This window comes from Vibrio owensii CAIM 1854 = LMG 25443 (assembly GCF_000817815.1).
GTDB classification, from domain to species: Bacteria; Pseudomonadota; Gammaproteobacteria; order Enterobacterales; family Vibrionaceae; genus Vibrio; species Vibrio owensii.
Map to the genome: position 1 here is coordinate 59,192 of NZ_JPRD01000019.1, position 20,551 is coordinate 79,742.

A 20,551-nucleotide genomic window follows, 5' to 3' on the forward strand; every position below is an offset into this window, starting at 1 on the left:
ATATGCGCCCTACCACTCCCCCCCATACCGCTGACAATTTCCAATAAATAGTCAGACTTTGCAGGCATGTGTAGCTTTACAGGAACTAGCTAACTACATGCCTGTCTGTAGTTATGATCGATCCCTAACTACTCTAATTTCCATGCTGAACAGGGAACATCAGATTTATCCAACAACCTAAGGTGTAAGAGCGATCGGAATTCCTTCTAACTTAGGGTGTAGGAGTGATCATTACCTTACGCAATCTACATTTAAGACGGCCCTTTCGAACATATCCACCTAACCACTTCCCCATACCGCTCACAATTTCCAATTAAATAGTCAGGCTTTGCAGGCATGTGTAGCTTTACAGGAACTAGCTAACTACATGCCTGTTTGTAGTTATGATCGATCCCTAGCTGCCTAATTGCCATGTGGCATGGAAGCATCAGAGTTATCCAACAGCCTGAGGTGTAGGAGTGAACAACGCCTTAAGAGCAAAGGATGCTCAAACAAACATCTAACCGCTCACAGTATTATTATCAATAGTCAGGCCAAACAGTCATCTAGCTACTCGAGCTTTCATACGTCTGGAAAGTCACAGGTAGACATTACAAACGAGGTCTAAGGTCGTCATATGTCCGTAGCTAATCCAAACCTTCTCAGGTTTGAATTCTGACGATTGATAATTCAACACTTCGATAGAGATATGTTAGATTGAAAATATTGTAATCTGTAAACCAAAAGCTATGACTAAAGAAAAACAACGCAAGGAACGTAAATCCTATACTGAAGATGAAGCAAAAACCTTCGCTGAAGCGGTGAATTCATCCGTGCGAAAGATCTACCCATCAAAGAAAAAAAGTTCGAACAACGCTGGTTGATTTTTGCACACCATTAGTGCGATGGGGAAAGCGTGTCGCACTCACTGTGTGCGAAGCTTTGGCAGATAAAATGCCATTAATGGCAGTGTTAGTGCCAACGTTGGCAGAGAAAGTGCCATCAATGGCAGTGTTTTCAAGTGCAGGATTTTGGGAAAAGCTTGCTCAGACGCCCTGAAGAAAATTCATTCCTTACATTAGTGATATAAATTTATAATTGTTATGAAAGTTATAATAGTTATACCACATTTTTCATCTATTTAAAATCAAATAAACACAATAAAATTCCATCAAAGTTTAATGATTTAGGTTTTATATCTAAAAATATCAATTTGTCATGTAGTGTATTACCTTACATCCCACTCGTTCTAGTTCGCACTCTATGAGTGCGGCTGATTATAGTCACCAATATATGCCGCACTCCAACAGTGCAAGAATCAACCAACAAACATCGGACATCTCAACGAAAAAACATATTCAAATAATATAACTTAAATAATTGAATTTTATAGACTATTTGACCTTCACATCAAAGGGGACTATAACATTCTTACTAGGTTGTTTGGGAGACGGGTATGAAGGTGGAAAAGACAGCAACTATCGATGAGCGAAATGCGCAGATTGAAAGTCAGCTACTTGAAAAGCTAGACTGGATACCGCAGGAGTCTGTTCCTTATACTCAAAGAAGCATAGCCCTATCTCTGATGAAAAATAATACTCAGTACTACTTAAAGGATCAGTTTAATGAGCAGGGGGATATACATGCATCACTCCTGTCTGCCTTACCCTCTCTACAGCAATACGGCAATCTATTTGCCATTGATTGGCTGTACCGCGAAAAGCGAGTACTGCTAGAGAGAGCTAGAGCGACGCACCAACAGTTCCAGCAAGCTTTAGATCGAGGAGCGAACATTGAGCTTGAGATTGCTCAAATAGAATCTTCACAGAGCACATATATTACCGCTACACCTATGTCTCTGATAATCGAGAATCAGATCGATTTGTTCAGAACTTTTTTTGATGACTGGTATTTGAACGATGCTAGAAAAATACCAACAGTAGAGATCAATTGGTTTGCCGCTTGGCTAGATACGCAAATCAATTGTCAGCGCAGAGAGCCTTAACACCTATAAGTCGACGCACGCTACCTCATTGTTCATTAATGAAATAACCTACCATACCCTAGAATTAAATTGCTGACAGGCTGTAGAAACGACAAAGGCTCGCATAATGCGAGCCTTTGTCGTGTATCTTTTACATAGGCGGCTAGGTCGTTTATAGACGTCGGTAAGCTGGGAGCCGTTCCAGTTCTTACCCAATAACTAGAATCTATACGAACTAATCTGAAAAGTCAAGCCGATGTCATCTCACCGAAGAACACCCGCTCAGACTACTATACAGAGTTAACTATTATCTGCGATCATGATCCACTCTTCAAGCTCACTTCTGATCATAGCACTAATTTCTTTTTCGCTCTTAGTGGGATTAAGTTGCCTAAAGTGCACTTCAACCATATTCCATAGTGCATCACGATCACGGAGACTTTCTTGAGCTTTGGCTATTTCAGCTTCAAAGGCCTCACACTTGACCTGCAATGCTGCTTCAGATTTCTTTAAAGCACTATTTGATAGATACAGTTCCGAGTTCTTCTCTTTTATTTCCTGGTAATCGCTAATACCAACGATTACCGATAGAGCTTTATCCAATGCTTTCAGATCTATTTTTGACAGTTTATGAGGATAACCATCAGACCGTTGCGCAGCCTGTCTCCCGACTTTCTTGATAGGCTTGGCTAATGGCGGCAAAATTCGAGTCAACGAGATGGTCTCTATCATACTGCATATGGCAAAAGATTGTTTGTTTTCATCATTGTAATGGATGAGTTTTTCCAAAGATGCTCGATCCAACTCGAAACAAGCTCGATCACCTGCTGGCGGTATGCTTGAAGAGACAGGAACAATCTGTACGCGGTTACCAGAAGCCTTAACTACAATAGCAAGCCTTCGTTTGTGCATTTCGCCAGATTGACGGGAATCAGGATATCGTTTGTTGGACTTAGTATCCCCTGAGCTTTTTTTTACAGACGGGATATAACCATAATCCACCTCAACAAGAGTGCCCTTACGAAGCTGGCTGATGACGCTCCGCTTGACTTTGTGAGTTTGAGAGAGAAATACCTCTGGCTCACTAGGAATACGAGGCTCTAAATATACATTGATTTCATCATCTTTTGGATGCTCTACCGACTTAACTTGCCACCTACAATGTGGTTGACCAACGAACATCTTAGTAATGGTCATTACATGGCTATTCTTTTCATAGTTAATATCTGGGAATAGAACTTCTGTGATCCCTTGGCATTCTTCTCTGCCAAGTTCATCGGTCGTACCATACAAATAATAGGTCGTGCGCATTTTCATCATTATGTTGAACTATCAATTAGTTAAGTAGAGTAGCATTTTATGTGCAAGATTTTCTACTTTATCACCTTTAGCTCAACTCAAGAGGCATCAAAAAACATCCGTTTTTAGATACCAACTAGAGTTAGTTGAAATAGGTATCAAAAACTACCCTATAATAATTGTTGATACTATTTTACTTTTTGATACCACTTATGATACCAAATAAGAACTATAAAAGGTGATTTATGTCTGAGGGACGTACATTCGCATATTGTCGCGTTTCAAAAAGCGAACAAACAACAGAAAACCAGATCCTAGCCATTAAGAATTTTGGTTATGACATTCCAGACCATCGCGTTATTTCTGAAACTGTGTCAGGTAGCGTTCCTGCGATGGAACGTGGGCATTTCAAAATGTTGGTTGAGCATAAGCTAGAAGAAGGTGACAAACTGGTTGTTTTAAAATTAGATCGACTAGGTAGGGATAGTATTGATGTTCAGCATACGATTAGTATGCTGTTAGAGAAAGGAATCAGACCTATATCGTTAGATTTACCAGCCGCTGATCTAAGTTCAGCGGAGGGGCGATTAATGCTACAGATGTTTTCAGCATTTGCAGAGTTTGAGCGTAATCGTATCCGAGAGCGCACGATAGAAGGGCAGGCACGAGCGCGCTCGGAAGGAAAGATGATTGGTAGACCTGAAGCTAAAGACACAACGTTAAGAGTTCAAGAGTGTCGTGCTCTTGGGTTCACACAATCAAAAACAGCGAAAAAACTGGATATCTCTCTGCCGACGGTTAAGCGCCATTGGAACAAGTGAGAGCTGCTCTAATGCCACAAAACAGTGTTCTTCACTTTTATTGCTACTGCGCGTGCTGGCCAGCACACGCGGTCAGCCCAATGTCTCGTTAGGCAAGATATGGCGGATTGAACGTTCAGAAGATATGGAACAAACATTATCTAAATGGTTCCGATGAACTGCGCGTGCTGGACAGCACATGCGGCTAGTTCAATGGTTCGTAAAGCAAAGCATGGTAGGTAAACTTGCTGTAGATATGATGAACAAGATCCAGTTGTTTATATCTACGAACTGCGCGTGCTGCGCAGCACACGCGGCAAAGTTAAAAAGTCGCTAAACAAAATATGACACCAGTAAGCTTGTGGATATATGACAACACGATTTAGTTGTAGTAGCTTCTACTTCCTTACCGTGCTTATTATCTGATCCACATGGTATGAGTGATAAGAGAATGTTGAATTTGGTTAACAATGCTATTTCGAAGAACACTGTTCTTCGTATCTTTGCTAAATAGAGAACCTTAGAAGTATATAAACCTATAAGATACGTCCGAACATGGTTCTACCAAATCTTTACTTTTTATTTTTTGATAAAATTTAATTTTTTATTGAAAATAAAAAAGGCCGAGATTAACTCGACCTTCTTATCCAACGCTTGACCGCCTGTTGGCGCGGAAATGTAACCATCTATTAGTGTATAGATTCGTGAATTATTTACTACTAAAAGTATTTCTTTAAGCCACCTGTGAGATGGAAGTTACATTGTCCTTAAAAAGAACATGTATTATTAGCTGTAAATTAAATCTTTAAACCACTTTTTAGATTTTAGGTAAGCTTCTTGGCTACGGATTTAATATATGTAATGATATCTCTTTAATCAAGATGTTTTTAAGCTTGACTTAAAAATAATTTATGTATAATCGTTAAAATAACGAAATTAAATAGAACAATAAAAAATTACTCGTGTTACTGCCTAAAAAATTAATTAAATTATAGCGTTACTACTATAGAACCATGCCTGAATGTTCGACTTCATCATGCAGAACTCTCCATTCTGGACAATGTTTTGCAATAAGTTTCCAAAAGTTCTTGTTGTGACTCTTTTCAATCGTATGGCAAAGTTCATGAATAATCACGTAATCCATAGCTTTATTCGAAAATTCCATGCATCGAGGATGAAACTCAAGAACATTGTTCTCAGTACAATTTGCCCACCTTGCATCAAACCTCTTTATGCGAAATGTTGTCGCTTCTAACCCTGTTTCTTTCTGCCAGTAACGGAGGCGAGCACCAATCTTTTCTTGTGCTTTGTGCTTGTAAAAGCGTTCTAGTGCCGCTTTAAACAAGTTACGACTCACATAAGTCCCCTCGGGTGAAAGAATCTTGAATCGGCTCTGAGTAAAGCTAATTTCAACCTTAGAGAGATCGGGGGCGGGGATTACTTCACAATAGAACGTTCGACCACGGTAGGGTGCTCTGCTACCCGTGACTATCTCTTCTTTGAGAGGTTGGTTAACCTCGGCTAGTCGTTGTTTGATCCAACGTGCTCTGTAGCGAATTAACGCTTGCTGTTCTTCTTCAGGTACGTCAGGCCCACGTAGAAGTACCTTCTTACCACGTTCAACAGTTATGTAGTGATGGGCTAATTTTGAGTCTAACTTAAATACCCATTCGATCTCTGTTGTTCCATATTGATAAATTGGCATAGTGATTAGTTGTTCTTCATGATATTAAAGATTTCCGCTGAGTGCTGTCGTGCTACCGTCATGTCCCAACCACCAAGCCCCCGCAAAATGGTACGAATCGTCTTTTTGATCTCATTATGAATATCGGTCTGTTTTTTCCAAATCGGTGACAGCATGACTTCAGCGATATCAGGATGGTTAAAGATACCTTTCGTCCAGGCCAGTGCTTCAGCTTCATCTACTTGTTTTTCAAGGTAGTTGAACACGGCTCGTTCGGTTGCTGTAGCTAAGCCCATCTCAGATGGTTTCGCATCTTTATCACGCACTCGTTGAGCAAAGAGTTCTAGCTGCTCTAGGAATAGAGCCTGCTCAATACGCCCTTCACGTTCGTCTTGGATGAGTTTCTCTAACTCTTCTTCAAGATCGCCAAAGAAAGCAGGGTCTTTACCTTTACCCGTCTTGATGGTGTGCTTGAGTTTATTCTTCATGACGAGTGCAGCACTGCCTGCACTCTTTTGCTTACGTAGTAGATCCATATCGGCAGCATCTAGGATAGATACTTCACGACCTAGCAGACTTTTTACTTCACTTGCCTCGATATGGTCGTCGAGCATTTTTTTCAGCAATTCTGATTCAGAAGCGGTGATACGAACCGCATCCGCGCTATCAGGCATTTTATTGCGTAATTGTAGTTTGATCTCATTGAGCACTTTGAAGTAAGGCTGATACGGCGCTCCTCTCTCGTCAGGTAAGACGACATCTAAGCGGCTATTAAACTCGGCTAGAGCAACGAGAAAATCCTCAACAACATCTAAACGAGCGTCTGGGTCTAAGTAGAGATCAGCATCTTCTTTGTACGGCTCAGGTTGCTTTACGGGGTGATGTTTTTTAGGCAGTATATCCACGACTTTAGTAAGAGCAGCTTGTAGCCTTGGTAGCTCCGCTTCTACATCTGTCCATACTTGCTCAGGTTGTACATCACCGCCATACACTTTGAGTGCTTCATCAAGGTATTCAACAACGCCAAAATAATCGACGATATAACCCGCTTTCTTACCTTTACGAGTACGGTTAACGCGGGCGATAGCTTGGAGTAGGGTGTGCTCCTTTAATGGCTTATCAAGATAGAGAGTGCTGACAATAGGGGCATCCCATCCTGTGAGTAGCATGTCAGAAACGATGATTAGTCCGATATTGTTGAATTTGGTTTCTTCTTTGGTATTTTCTGATTCATCACCGTACGGCAGCTTAAACTCTTCGTTTACCAAGTTTGGAATATCTTCAGAGGGAACTGCAATTGGCGTTTTCCCTTCCTTGGTTTCGCGCTTAATACGTTCTTCGATGGTTTCGAGCTTTGAGGTAGCTCCAGTCGCGTAGTGAGCTTGCTGCTCGCTGATACCAGTACGCTTATCTGTCATGCTACCAAGCGAGATAACCACTCGGCTTTCAAAGGTCGGCAGACCTTTGTCTTTACGTTCTTGCATGATTTGGTTCAGAACATCTTTATAGCGAACAGCCATATCACGACCATCACATACCAGCATCGCTTTAAAACCACGAGGACGCACACTAGATAAGAAGTGCTCAACCAAGTGAAGCGCATTTTCTTCAATACGACTGATAGCCCCTCGGCGTTTTTTTAGTAACTCTTGTTTGAGTTTTTTCTTGCGAGCGAGAGGTTCTTTCCCAAACTGGTCTTCAAATGCTTGTTTCAGCTTTCCGTCACTGCCCCATTGCGCCATGCCTTCAAGATATTTGATTGGAAGTGTTGCGCCATCAGCAACCGCCTCATCGAGTCGGTAGGTGTCGATGTAGTTTTTTCCACCGAACGTACCTAAGGTTTCTTTATCGTCTTTGAATAGGGGAGTTCCAGTGAACGCGACGAACTTGGCGTTAGGTAAAGAGGCACGCATAAATGCTGCTAAGAATCCGTATTGACTGCGGTGAGCTTCATCAACCATTACGAAGAAGTTTGGCTTGGTGCTCAAAACACGAAAATCAACTTTCTCTTCACTGATCAGTTCCCACTTGGCATTTTTAGGATTGCCACTCGCGTCCGTGTGACCGTAAAGAACATTGTTCTCTTTTAAGATCCAGCACTGTTCATTGCCTGCATTATCTTTACGTAATACTCGTCTTACGCGGCTTTTTGAGTCTGCTGTAGCATCTTCATCTTCCGATTCTTTCGCTGCTTTAATTTGCTTACCATCACTTTCTTGAAACTTTTGCACTGTAGAAGTAAAGATCGCGCCGTAGTCGTTACTTAAAAGCGCTTCTAAGCCTGCAACAGAACTGGCTTTAGCAGATTCAAGACCGACATTGGTGAAAGTGTTATGAATTTGGCGATCGAGGTCAGTACGGTCAGTAAGAACCAAGATGCTGGGGTTATTAAAGCCAGAAATTTCCGCACGCATTAGGCGAGCTAGTAGTGCCATCGTGAGCGATTTTCCGCTGCCTTGGGTATGCCAAACCACACCACCAATTTCTTTACCCAGTAGTTCAGGATCTCGACCTTGTAAGCGTAGCAAGGTTTTCTCTACCGCACGCCATTGTTGATAGCGCGGTAGCTTTTTAATCATGATGCCTTTTTCTACTTCATACATCGGGTAGAAGCAAACAAGACGAACGAAACGAGATGGTTCAAACAGTGCCCACAGCAGCTTGTCTTGCTCGGATGGCGTTTTACCCAGCAGATTTTCTAACGTTTCTAGAACAGTGTTCTCGTCAGGTTTTTTCGAATCAAACTTGTAAGTCAGATAGAACTGTTCTGAAGCACAAATTGCCCCGTATTTGGCTTGGCTGCGGTTAATGGCGGCACAGACCATATTAAACGCGAAATGCTGGGTAAAAGAGCCTTGATAGCCATCGATTTGGGCTATGCCTTTGCTAAGCTTAATGGCGCTATTTTTACACTCGATAAGCCCGAGTGGTAAACCATTGATGAACAACAGCAGATCAGGTTTGAATTGCTCCTCATTGGCATTTTTGCCAATGTACTGATCGACGACATGGAATGCGTTACCCTCGGCACCTGCTTGATCAATAAAGCGGATACTACGAGGCTGACCATGTTTATCTTTTTGTTGTAGGTTGGATTGGAAGAGTACATCTTTCCAGAATGCGTGGTTGGCAAGCATCAAGTCGTTATTGTGCATAAACCAGATATCACGCAGTTGCTTGATAGCCTTGTATGCGCCATTAGGCACTTCGGCAAGCCAAGGGTTAAGTGCATGTAGTCGATCAGTCAGTATCTCTTCTAAAATCACAGGTTCAGTTTTGTGCGCCTGTTCAACTTGGCTTCCTTTGATGTGGGTATAGCCGAGCTTTTTTAGCCACTCAATTGCAGGACGTTCTACCCCAACGAGTTCTGGTTTTGATGATTCTGCCTGATCTGACATGGCGCATTCCTTTCTTTATTGTTATTGGTTTTTTATTGTTCTTATTAATGTGGTTTGTTAATGAGATGCCTTCTGTTGAAGGCATCATTACTCGAATGGTTAAGCCGCTTCTGGGTTATCTAACGGAACTCGCCATTCACCAGTTAACAGCTTTTGCATTAAGCCTTTTTTTAATTGCTGCGTTTCGGCTTTTTGTTGCTTGAGGAGTCCTAAATTTGTATCAATACAGCTCAAAATATTAGCAATTTCTAATTGTTCTTCAATTGAAGGAACTGGTAACTGGAGTTCAGATACTACTTTCCAATCTGCCCTTGGCATTTTTGTGCCACAAGACTTGTTTGTTTCGTTGATGAATCGTTCATGTTGAACAAAGAAATACAAAAAATTATTGTGAAGCTTTTCTTCATTAATTGTTTTCATTACCCAAATTTCGGAACTACATACTCCTTGGAAGCTTGGTTGAGCAAACTTTTTAAGGTAAGGGCGAAGTTTACCAAACAGAACCTCACCTTTCGTAAAACAGTTTTTTGTGCTGGCAAGGTTTAATGAGTTAACTGTACCTAGTATCTCACCACTTCCTTGAGATAAATGTTCGAGTTCAATACACGGGAAGCTATCAGTTTCAACTTTTGGGTCATACTTAGGGGACTTTATCGAAACTAATGATCTTACAGAGTCATAACGCCAAGTTGCAGGAATCCTCCCAAATGGAGAATCTTGAAACTCACTATGAGGCTGCCAGTTACCATCTGAATCTTGAACACCAACGCCTTCTGAAAACAGCTTTTGCATTAAGCCTATTTTGAGCTTTTCGGTTTCAGCTATCTTTTGGTCAATAAGGTCAATCTTCTTATCAACGGTTGATAGGATTTCTGCGATTTTTTGTTGTTCTTGAGTTGCCAATTTTGGCACTAGTAAGCTAGAAATAGTTTTTCTATCTAGGTTAGGGAATGTTGTTCCAGAAGCGAGTCTTATGATCGAATCAATGTGAAATTGCATACATTGGATTAAGAATTCTTGGCTAAAATTGGACTTTTTTCGAATAGCGGCCAGACCTCGACCAATGCAATATTCGTCGTTTGAAATATTAATTCTTCCTGTTGAGCTTCCACGGACACAAAGCAAAACATCATTTTTTTTGCATAGCTTTGTTGGGGCGGTTGTCCATTGAATCTTTTTGGGGTATCTGTCCGTAAATTCGGTCGGCCCGTTTAAAAGAGGAGTTCCAACGGAGTCCTTGTTGTAAGTATCTCCTTTTGGAGATTGTCCCATGATGATATCGGCAATTGTGGATAGAGGAACTAGTTCTGTCGTATTACTTTTCATAAGCTAGCCCCAAAATGCTCAAGTGTTTCTTCAGCTCAAACTCTGCCTGATTTAGCTCTATATTTATGGCGTGTAGGTTATTTAAAACTACATCTAGATTGATACTATCTTCTTCTTCAGATGTGTCGATATAACGGCTGATATTGAGGTTAAAGTCGTTTTGCTTAATCTCTTCGATATCGACCATCCGTAGGTATTTATCTACCGCGACGGAATCCAATAGCTCTGAAAGCTTATCTTCGGTTTGCTCCCCTGCGTCTACGAGAGTTTGCTTCGCCTTATTGTATTCAGTCGTAATGCGTTTGATATCAGCTTCACGTAGGAAGTTCATCGCTTTGCCTTCACCAAATTCAGCAGAAGCATCAACGAAGATAACCTTGTTCTTCAATGCTGCTGGCTTGTTTTTGTTGATGATCAGCACTGCTGCCGCGATACCCGTGTTGAAGAAAAGTGCTGGCGGCAAACCAACCACCCCCTCAATCAAGTCGCCTTTAAAATCATCTTTGCCAACTAGCATGCCTTTACGGATTTTGCCTTCATCGCCTTCACGGAAAAGCACACCATGAGGTACAACTACACCGATTCGACCATCATCTTTGGTAGAGGCAATCATATGCTGAACAAAAGCCAGATCCGCTTTGGTGCGTGGAGCAATGCCTAGACCAAAACGACCAAATTTGTCTTTTAGTTCTGTAGAGTATTTTGGTGCGATTTCTTTTTCTTTACCATTTTTATCGATTTTGGTCTTTTTGTTTACTTCTAGTGGCTCCCACCACTCTTTGATTGAAAATGGCGGATTCGCGATTACTCGGTCAAAGGTTTGTAAGCCTTCGCCACTTTTGTGTAGTGGGTTAACCAAGGTATCACCACGCTTGATGTCCCCATCAAGGTTATGCAAGAACATGTTTAGCTTGGCAATGGCCCATGTACCTAGGTTTTTCTCTTGACCGTACAACTTACAGTTCGGTTTCCCCATCACTGTACCGTTGTCGTAGTTGTCTTTGATATGACGTGCTGACTCAACCAGCATGCCGCCACATCCGCAGGTGAGGTCGTAGATTTCATGCCCTGGTTGTGGGTCAATCAGTTTTACGATCAGCTCTACTACTTCGTGTGGGGTGTAAAACTCGCCGCCTTTTTTGCCAGCATCATCGGCGAATTTACCAATCAGGTATTCGTAAGCATCACCAAGCAAGTCAGCCTTGTAAAGGTTCTTGTTGCCCAGTTTATGTTGGTTGAAGTGGCGAAGCAGACGCATAAGAAGTTCGTTGCTGAGCTTTTCTTTGTCACCGAATTGGATTGCTGTTAGCACTTTTTCTAAGGTTGGGTTTTGTTCTTCAATTTTGGCAAACGCTTCATCGATAGATTCGCCAACGTTTTCTGATTTCTTGGTGAGGTTTGCCCAACGCGCATCCACTGGCACGAATTGCTCTGGGTTATCTTCTAGGATGTTTTCCATTGCTTTGTCAGCACTGCAATCTTCTTCATCCATCACGGCTTGTACGCGCTCGTCAAACACATCAGAAAGGCGTTTAAGGAAAATAAGACCGAAGATATAGTTTTTGAAGTCTGAGCTATCTACAGTGCCGCGCATGATGTTTGCGCTGCCCCAAAGCCATGTTTTAAGTTCTTCTAAGCTGATCTTGTCTGCTGTTTCGGCAGTGGTGGTATTGTTTGTCATCTGGATCTCTTTAGCGTTCACGGCTTGCCTTGTTGGTTAGTCGGCAAAGAACAAAATTTGCGGGCATTATAGCGCAACATAGAGCAATTGAGAGACAAAGGTCAGGATATTTGAGAGTCGCACGGAAACGTGCGTTTAGGATCTTATTCCCTACCACCTTTGCTTAGATTGTAACTGAACAAGCAGTAGCTATAGGTAGTAGGGATAGATGGCTTTATGCTGCGATGTCCACTGGGATGTATTGGTTGGTATCCATTTCTGCATATGTCGCAGCATGCTTGTGAAGGGTTACGCGTGCCTTATTGGTGTTACCACTGAATCTTGCCATTTCAAAGCCGAACGAGGAGAGCAGCTTTTTCAGGTACGATGTTGCTTTATTTAACTTGGCTTCTTTGTGCAAAGGTTTCGTGATGTGCAGTGCTTCATCTAAAACCCAGTTCAAATGTGTTCTTTGGTTGTAGCAGTGCTCAACGATGATACGAACGTCATCTCTATGAATAGACAGGCTCTTTTCGATTTCGCAGAAACCATGTTCTTTCAAAATGGTTTGAAAGATAAAGTTCGCAGTACCTTGATGTTTTGGCTGTGTATTTTGCTTAACTTTATGGCGTTTAACAAAAGGAAATGCATCAAAGATATCTCTGTGTTTCATAAACTCATAATGAAAAAGAACATCACCTTTTACGACGTTAAGTATTTGGTAGTCTTTTCTGATTCGACGTTTGGTTAAAGCCGCATTATCGGTAGATGTACGTATATTTGAATCACATAACATCACGGCTTGTTCGTCAGATAAATTAGGCGCATTTACAATTGCATTAATGACTAGCTCTTGTAACGACTTTTGTTGCTGCGTGACGTTTTGTTTAGCACGGTATTGACCTGACAGAGAGCATGGCGCTGAGGTTGTTACAAAACCAAGCTCTCCTAGCGTTAAATGCATGTGCAAAGCGAATGAAGCAAATAGCGTGCGCCTTGTGTTTACGAACTCGATATTGAGTTTATCCGTCGCTTGAACGTGAAATGACGCGTCATACTTGATGTCGTGGGCTTTAGGTGCTGTGAAATCGACACTGCCATCGATAACAAACCAAATTGTTTTTGCTGTGCGAAAGCGTCTTGCGAAGTTTACTAGCTCAAGTGGTGCTAGCGTTTTATCGCAAAACACGACGACGTTATCAGAAAAATGCGTTGTTATAGAAAAACCAGACCCGAGACAAGGTGAGGCCATAATCGCCTTGTATTTGCTGATTTCGCCATTTGGGTTCGCTAAAAATGCGCTCTGTTCAGGCATTCCTTTGTTATCCGCGTGAATAATCAGTACGCCGTCAGCAAGAGCCGCTTTTTCACAGTCTAGCTGTTCTTGATTTTCATAGCCTAGTGATTTTGTTACTAGACGAAGTGTTGAAAGTGAATCGAAGAGAAACACCTTATCTTGATCAAGACTTGTCTCTGGAGAAAGGGTCGATATGTATTGGTTTTTATCACTGATAACGGCTTTGATGTTGGAGTATGGATTTGCAGTGCAGTTTAAAAGTGTAACTTCACCACGTAACCCTTTGATGTAACTTAAACCGATGTTTGATATGTCAGCATCGCCCACAATAAGTTGCGGAACATTGCGGATAATCTCTGATAAGCATTCAAAGACAAGCTGTTTTGGTAGTTGTTTACTATGTTCAGAACAAACAACGGTGCTCAACACTTTTTCAAACTCATCAATGATAAGAATGTCGGTTTGCTTTAAAAAGGTAAAAATGTGCGTTTTCCAGATGCTATTCACTACCACTCCGATAGCAGAGGCTTCTTCTAACTTTGATAGCTCATCGTTGTAACTGGTTGCTAGGTTGTCGGTGCAGTATTGCTCAATCAAAGCTGTGAGATATGATAGGTAAGTAACCTTTTTATTTTGCTTCTTTGCTGTTTGCGCCACAGGGCCAAAGATATGTTTGGTTTTTCCCGTTCCTGTCGCTGATTTAATTGCGAGGGTTCGCGTGTTATTGATTAACTTGGCGCACTTCAGTGCATCTAGGCTTTTTACTGTTACTAGATCGGTTTGTACGGTTGGACACATAAGCTTTTTAACCTGAGAGCGACAATGACTCAGTTGCTCATTGAGAGCATGACGTAAAACGGGCTGCTGTAGTTTGTTAATTGTGTTTACGGCATAGGTCGCCAAGCATGAATCAACAGTGCTGTTGATCAGTGGCATCGTGCGAAGTAATTGAGTTGCTAGCGATGTGATAACATCAGGACAAGAAGTTAATGAGCAGCATAAGCTAAGGTAGCTTACGATACCGTAGAAGTCGTTTAACGGGTGGATTGTGCCTGTTGTTGTATCTAACACAGGTACACGAGCATTTTGATAGTTATACGCCATCATTTTTGCTGTTCGCTCAGGTAACATTTTTGAGTCAACAACGAGCACAATGTCAAAGCCTGCATCTTGATAATAACCAATCACTTCACCCATATTGATGCTGTCGTTGCTTAGTGCAACGACTCGGCGTTCTGTTGCCATGTATTCAATTGATTGTGAGATTAGAATCGCAACAGACTTTACAGTTTTGTCTGATGATTGGATTAGTGTGTGCTCTGTGGTTTGAGATTGCGCGATGACGTTCATTTATTCTTATTCCGTGGTCAACGCAAAGGTGCAAAATTAACTAGATAATATATATAACTAATAAATTCTGCACTTTTGCCAGCATGCTAAAGCATGCAATAAACAATTGGTTTAATTGAGTTTGTGCGAATTGATTAGCTAAGCAGCGAGTGATAAGAAATGGTTGTCGAAGAGCGCTTGACGCTGTTCCACTAAAGTAGCGACTACTTGTTGTAGATCTTGACCGACCACGATGGCAGCAAGAAAAGTGTCGATTTCATGAGCGAGAAAACCTACAGAATTTGCGCCTAGAGGAATAGAAGGTGGAAAAGTGCCGTCATTGATTTTGCGGTGCAGAGTCGCACGAGAGAAAGGGACGCGCTTTAGTACGTCAGCTTTACGTTCGATTTTGATTTGAATTTGGGTGTGGTTCATAACAGACATTACCTTCTACAGAGACGATCGACACTAACTAGTTCTGCGCATCCCTAAATGTCATGGGATAAGCCATCTAAACGATCAGATAACTTGCTGCGTCAGGAGCCACCTATGCATACATTGGTGCATATAAGTGAACTTGATGTTGTTGCTGTAATATCTATCAGAGAGATATTAAGCGGGTTAGTTAATGTGAAATCAAAAAACAATAAATAATTAGGCTCGGTAGACTGCCCTTGTGGCAGAAGGCATTTAAGCTAGTAAGTGTCTGTTCTCCAATAAGAAAGGTATTTATAGGACGGGGTATGTTTTAATTGAGATCCAGCAGATCGTCAATATTAAATTATTTAATTTGCTGTCTAACCGTGATCTTTGTCACTTAAATGGTGCTATCTAGCTCCTTACTGCCGCCAGTATTCTGAGTACAGTTAAGAACTTGTAGAGGTATGGTGGAGATATCTGACTGATAGCATTCGATATCAATGTTCCTTCCTGATCTGGTGTAATTATTATCTTGATATGCTTGTTTATTGAGCAGTCGCTTCTTAACTGCGTTGAGTAAGGAGAGCACTTAGTCTGCAATCTAAATGCTCTTATAATCAGACAGATTAGTGTTGTTCAGGCTTTGCTATGGTGTTAGCGTTTTTTGAGGCTTCAAGAATAAAGTCACTCCACCAGTTCATGATTTTTCGGCGTTCATCAAGGTATTCAGCATTGTTGTAGATGTCACGAATAGTGTTTTTGTCTACGTGTGCCAAACACAGTTCGATAGCATCTTTGTTGAAGCCCTGTTCGTTAAGAGCTGTACTGCCGATCGAGCGCATGCCATGGCTTACGAGCTTTCCTGACATCCCCGCGCGTTTAAGAGCAGCATTCACACTTTGGCTATTCATATGTTCGCCTGTCGATTTACCACTAGGGAATACGTACTGTTGGCCGAACGAAATTGGCTTCATGAATTCTAATAGCTGAATTGCAGCATATGAGAGCGGTATTTTATGATCTCGCTTCATTTTCATCTTCTCGCGACTGATGATCCAAAGCCGATTTTCAAAGTCGATTTCTGACCATTCTGCACGAGCGCATTCAACTGGACGAGTTAGTGTGTGCAGTTGAAACTCAAATGCACAACGAGTGATGTGCTTGATGTTTGCCAAAGACATCTTTTGCATCAATAGGTTTAACTCGTCTGGCTTGATTGTAGGCATGTGCTCTTTTTTAGGCTTTTTGAAAGCATCACCAATACCTTCCAACACAGGGTATTGAAGATATCCGCAGTAAGATGCGTACTTCGAGATCTCTCTCAAGCGTTGGCATACGCGTTTTACGGTTTCCAGTGAACCTTTTGCTTCAACAGGTCTTAACACCTTAACAACGATGGCATTATTAAGTTCATTGATAGGTAGGTTGCCGAGATTAGGAAAGATATGTAGTTCTAGTGAACGCCAAATGTCATCGGCATAATCTTCTGAAACCTGAGGTTTTTTCTTTACCTCAAACCATTCTTCAGCAACTGCTCTTAATGTTGAGGCTTGAGCGATCTGAGCATTGATGCGTTGATTATCTCTATATGTCTTTGGATCGATACCTTCAGCCACCAAGGTACGCATCTCTCTTGTTTTTTCTCTCGCTGATGCCAGAGTGATATCAGGAAATACTCCTAACCCAATGTTTTTACGCTTTTTAGTTGTAGGGTGAATGTAATTGAATAGCCATAGTTTTGAACCATTAGGCTTAATTCGTAGGTACAGACCGTTCCCATCAGCCAGTGAATATTCTTTTTCTGCTGGTTTTGCTTTACTGACTTGCGTTGTAGATAAGGGCTTGATTTGTCTAGCCATTTTATTGTCCTTTACGATGTAACAACAGAATGTGACTAAATTCTGTGGTGTTGCAAAGGATGTTACTAAAGAAGAGAGATTAAGTGAATCACGATGAGATAGTGTGAGACGTTCAATGCTAGGTATTACAAGGCTTTAGAAAAGAAAACGGGACATCCTGAGATGTCCCGATACGCGTATTTGGTGGAGCTGGCGGGAGTTGAACCCGCGTCCGAAAACCTTTCATCATTGGTACTACATGCTTAGTCGATCTTTAAATTCACCACCCACCTGCGAACCGACACGCTAATGAATGACTATCCTGAATTAGAATTCGCCGTTCATCTCTCAGGCGGGAGAATCCGGGCTAGCGCGTTTGGGTTTGATCCCTCGTTGGTCCCCGTCTTACGTGCGGAAGCTAGGGCGAGAGAGCTCTGAGCAGGTTATTAAGCTGCTAGTGCGTAGTTTTCGTCGTTTGCGACTATTTTTTTGCGGTTTGTTAACGAGGCCTACCGCACCTCGGCATGCACCTCAGACTTCTGAATTCCCGTCGAATCCTAAATCAGCCCCAGAGGTAATATCGGCATAGTAACAGAAAAGCCTAAGCTGTCCAGTACTATGCGTCTAAGTGGTCAAGTTTAACGCAGTGAACTCTTCATCACGCGTGCTTTTTCACGAGCCCAGTCTTTTTCTTTCAGATCGGTACGTTTGTCGTGAAGTTTTTTACCTTTCGCAACACCGATTTTGATCTTCACCCAAGAGCGAGACCAGTACAGTGACAATGCGGCTAGCGTCATACCTTCACGGTTGATGCGACCAAGAAGGTTGTCGAGTTCACGACGACTCATTAGTAGTTTGCGCACACGGGTAGGGTTTGCGACAACGTGAGTTGATGCTTGATTAAGAGGAGTGATGGTCATTCCGCTGACAAAAGCCTCTCCGTCACGCATGAAAACGTAGCTTTCAGCGATATTGGCTTTACCTTGGCGAAGTGCTTTCACTTCCCAGCCTTGTAGCTCCAAGCCTGCTTCAATTTCATCGTCAATGAAGTATTCGTGGCGAGCTTTTTTATTAAGCGCGATAGTGTTGCTACCCGCTTTTTGTTTTGATTTTTTCTTTACCATAATGGCCTCATTATACGGGTTGGGTATACGTTAGGAAATCCTTTTATTTGCGCTATCGTCGAATAAAAGTAAAATTGGCACAAGTCTTAAACTTGTACGCGTATCGATAGGAGTGTGTATGAAGCAAATCAGCCGTTCTGCTTTGGTGTCTTTTAGTGCAGAGCAGATGTTCGATCTGGTCAATGATGTTTCGAAGTATCCTGAGTTTCTACCTGGTTGTTCAGGTTCACGAATCATTGAGTCTTCGGGCGAAGGTATGGTGGCTTCTGTCGACGTGGCGAAAGCAGGTATCAGCAAGACGTTTACAACTTCTAATGAACTTATTCCTGGCCAAGCGATCATGATGAATCTGGTGGATGGTCCTTTTAAGACCCTTCGTGGTGGATGGATCTTTACCGCACTTGATGAGCAGGCTTGTAAAGTTGAGCTGAAACTTGAGTTTGAATTCTCAAGCAAAATGATTGAGATGGCTTTTGGCAAAATCTTTAATGAGCTAACCAGCAACATGGTAAACGCTTTTACTAAACGTGCGAAACAGGTGTACGAGTGCTATGAGTATTGAGTCGGATATGATTCATGTTGAGGTGGTGTATGCACTTCCTCAGGAGCAGCGTGTGTTCAATTTGGTTGTGAACAACCAAGCAACGGTTGAAGAGATTATTCGTCAGTCTGGTGTACTTGAATTGTACCCAGAGATTGATTTGAAGAAGAATAAAGTCGGCGTTTACAGCCGCAACGTTCGACTAGATGCGACGGTTCGAGACAAAGACCGAATCGAAATCTACCGTCCGCTACTGGCGGATCCAAAAGAGATTCGCCGTAAACGAGCTGAGCAAGCAAAAGTGGCAGGCAGTGCAGACCCTGTGACGGACGGGAAGCCAAACACCTTGAGAAAATCTGCGGAATAACACTTGAAGATATAAAACAAAACCTCCCAACTGGGAGGTTTTGTCGTTTCTGGCGTTTATCTTGGCGAGTCTATCGAACTCGGAGTTTCTGTTCTGGTGTAGATAATTCCTTCCGCTAGGTCGTTGGCGTAGCTTAGAGGTTGGTAAATGATGCTGTCTGGGTGTTTTAACCCGGCAATATCTTCCATTTTTATAAACGCATTTTCGACGCCATTTTGTGCCAAGAGTTTCTCCACACTTCCCATCTCACGAGTTGAAAAATGAGGAATTACCCGTAGCTCTGGATCGGATTCCATTGGAGTGATGTATCCATCTTCGAAGGTATGAATCAAGCTGTACACTTCATTTGGATCTATTTGTTGGCGCAGATGCCAAAATGCACCGGTGCTGTCATGCCATGCACCAACGTAGTTACTTATGTGGACGTTGTGGCCCCAAGCGAGAATGCTTTTACCTGGTAACCACTCTTTCTGTAGCCATCGCAAGTTGTCGGCTTGCATGATCTCATCTGGGTTGTAGGTATCAAACCAGCGACTTTGCACATGCGCTTGCATGCTTTTGACTATCTGCAACCAGAAGGTGGCGTATTCACGAAAATCTTGCCTTTGTTTCAATGGAGGTAGGAGTTGTTCGGCTTTCATTTGAGACATCACAGAGTTAAGAGACGCAAGTTGATTGATAAATGCTTGCTTCGCGCTGTGGTCTGGCTCGGCAAAATACCAAGGGCACATCATTGCCTCGCCGTTGGTGATAAAACTGGTCCAATCTAGGTTAATCAATTGGTGCTTCTCTGCGAATGTTTGCATTTCTGGCAGCATGGTACTGTAAGCAGGGTCACTGCTGTGTCTGCCATCAAATGCAACATAATACAAAGGCTTGTCAGTAAACGCTTGTTGCTCAACGTACTCGTATAACGGGTAGATTTCTGGAGTTTCTGAGTAGAGGAACATGAAAGAGTAGAGCATGGCGTCTCGTACATCGGTGATTTCTCCATCCATCAAGCGTTGCCACAAGCGAAGTCCGTCATACAGGCCACTTTCCATTGCAAGAACGTCGATTTCACCAGACTGATGCAAGTATTTGGTAATACGAGATTTTAACTTGTAGCCTTGTGCTCCCCCATGAGTCGCTTCACCGAGACCAATAAATGATTTACCAGCTACAGCTTGCCTGATGGGCTCGAGGTCTGAGTCATCCGCATGATTAAACTCTAAACTGTTGATATGGGACGTGATAGCGATTTGTTCTTTCGAATCGTCATCATCACAGCCAAGCAAAAGGAGTGAAGAGATGGCGAGTAGACCATAAGACATTGCTTTCATTTTCGTGTTCCTTGCATGAACCATTACTCCATTCAGATTAAATGTGAGTGGTTGCATAAAAAATGCTCAACAAGAGGATTTGCGAGTCCATTCAAACAAAGCGATGAAGGGAGAGTAAGAGGGAAAATAAAGCTGTGAATTAGGGAGTTAGAGTGAGTTACAATGACCCGTCCTGATATAGGT

General features: G+C 42.2%; 14 protein-coding genes and 1 other RNA gene. 4 read left to right on the forward strand and 11 right to left on the reverse strand.

Going from position 1 to position 20,551, the window contains the following annotated elements; genetic code table 11:
• Positions 1-1,435: 1,435 nt before the first annotated feature.
• On the forward strand, positions 1,436-1,984 hold the full coding sequence (locus H735_RS12290; protein ID WP_020196789.1) for a hypothetical protein: 549 nt from the start codon (positions 1,436-1,438) through the stop codon (positions 1,982-1,984).
• A gap of 279 nt (positions 1,985-2,263) precedes the next feature.
• On the opposite strand, the gene H735_RS29655 is transcribed toward H735_RS12290, so the two are convergent.
• On the reverse strand, positions 2,264-3,283 hold the full coding sequence (locus tag H735_RS29655) for a type II toxin-antitoxin system PemK/MazF family toxin (RefSeq protein WP_020196788.1): 1,020 nt from the start codon (positions 3,281-3,283) through the stop codon (positions 2,264-2,266).
• Between the two features lie 224 nt (positions 3,284-3,507).
• Here H735_RS29655 and H735_RS12300 point away from each other — a divergent pair, with 224 nt between their 5' ends.
• Positions 3,508-4,083 (forward strand): recombinase family protein, encoded by a 576-nt coding sequence (locus H735_RS12300; RefSeq protein WP_020196787.1) that lies wholly within the window; start codon positions 3,508-3,510, stop codon positions 4,081-4,083.
• A gap of 982 nt (positions 4,084-5,065) precedes the next feature.
• Here the strand turns inward: H735_RS12300 and H735_RS12305 are convergent.
• The 9 genes from H735_RS12305 to smpB form a co-directional block, all read right to left on the reverse strand.
• Entirely contained in the window at positions 5,066-5,767 is a 702-nt protein-coding gene (locus tag H735_RS12305) for a YgjP family zinc-dependent metalloprotease (protein ID WP_020196786.1), read from the reverse strand.
• Between the two features lie 5 nt (positions 5,768-5,772).
• Positions 5,773-9,144 carry a type I restriction endonuclease subunit R gene (locus H735_RS12310; RefSeq protein ID WP_020196785.1) on the reverse strand — a complete coding sequence of 1,124 codons (3,372 nt, stop codon included), beginning with the start codon at positions 9,142-9,144 and terminating at the stop codon, positions 5,773-5,775.
• A gap of 99 nt (positions 9,145-9,243) precedes the next feature.
• Entirely contained in the window at positions 9,244-10,470 is a 1,227-nt protein-coding gene (locus H735_RS12315) for a restriction endonuclease subunit S (protein WP_080641604.1), read from the reverse strand.
• The gene (locus H735_RS12320; RefSeq protein ID WP_020196783.1) at positions 10,460-12,151 is read right to left on the reverse strand and encodes a type I restriction-modification system subunit M; all 1,692 of its coding nucleotides are present in this window, start codon (positions 12,149-12,151) and stop codon (positions 10,460-10,462) included. Before H735_RS12320 ends, H735_RS12315 begins: the two co-directional genes overlap by 11 nt.
• A gap of 214 nt (positions 12,152-12,365) precedes the next feature.
• On the reverse strand, positions 12,366-14,777 hold the full coding sequence (locus H735_RS12325; RefSeq protein WP_020196782.1) for a hypothetical protein: 2,412 nt from the start codon (positions 14,775-14,777) through the stop codon (positions 12,366-12,368).
• 138 nt (positions 14,778-14,915) lie between these two features.
• The gene (locus tag H735_RS12330) at positions 14,916-15,191 is read right to left on the reverse strand and encodes a helix-turn-helix transcriptional regulator (protein WP_020196781.1); all 276 of its coding nucleotides are present in this window, start codon (positions 15,189-15,191) and stop codon (positions 14,916-14,918) included.
• A 611-nt stretch (positions 15,192-15,802) separates the two neighbouring features.
• Complete coding sequence (locus tag H735_RS12335; RefSeq protein ID WP_020196780.1) at positions 15,803-17,035, reverse strand: integrase domain-containing protein; 1,233 nt, start codon at positions 17,033-17,035, stop codon at positions 15,803-15,805.
• 181 nt (positions 17,036-17,216) lie between these two features.
• Positions 17,217-17,584, reverse strand: a transfer-messenger RNA (tmRNA) gene (ssrA, locus tag H735_RS30065).
• Between the two features lie 68 nt (positions 17,585-17,652).
• A complete protein-coding gene (gene smpB, locus H735_RS12340; protein ID WP_005440253.1) occupies positions 17,653-18,138 on the reverse strand; it encodes an SsrA-binding protein SmpB in 486 nt (161 codons plus the stop codon).
• A 118-nt stretch (positions 18,139-18,256) separates the two neighbouring features.
• Between smpB and H735_RS12345 the strand changes: the two genes are divergently transcribed.
• Together H735_RS12345 and H735_RS12350 are read left to right on the forward strand one after the other, a co-directional pair.
• Positions 18,257-18,700: an SRPBCC family protein gene (locus H735_RS12345; protein WP_005424743.1), complete on the forward strand. Its 444-nt coding sequence runs from the start codon at positions 18,257-18,259 to the stop codon at positions 18,698-18,700.
• Positions 18,690-19,046: an RnfH family protein gene (locus tag H735_RS12350; RefSeq protein WP_020196779.1), complete on the forward strand. Its 357-nt coding sequence runs from the start codon at positions 18,690-18,692 to the stop codon at positions 19,044-19,046. Before H735_RS12345 ends, H735_RS12350 begins: the two co-directional genes overlap by 11 nt.
• Before the next feature lie 56 nt (positions 19,047-19,102).
• Here H735_RS12350 and H735_RS12355 read toward each other — a convergent pair whose 3' ends face one another.
• Complete coding sequence (locus tag H735_RS12355) at positions 19,103-20,368, reverse strand: erythromycin esterase family protein (RefSeq protein ID WP_020196778.1); 1,266 nt, start codon at positions 20,366-20,368, stop codon at positions 19,103-19,105.
• Positions 20,369-20,551 lie beyond the last annotated feature (183 nt).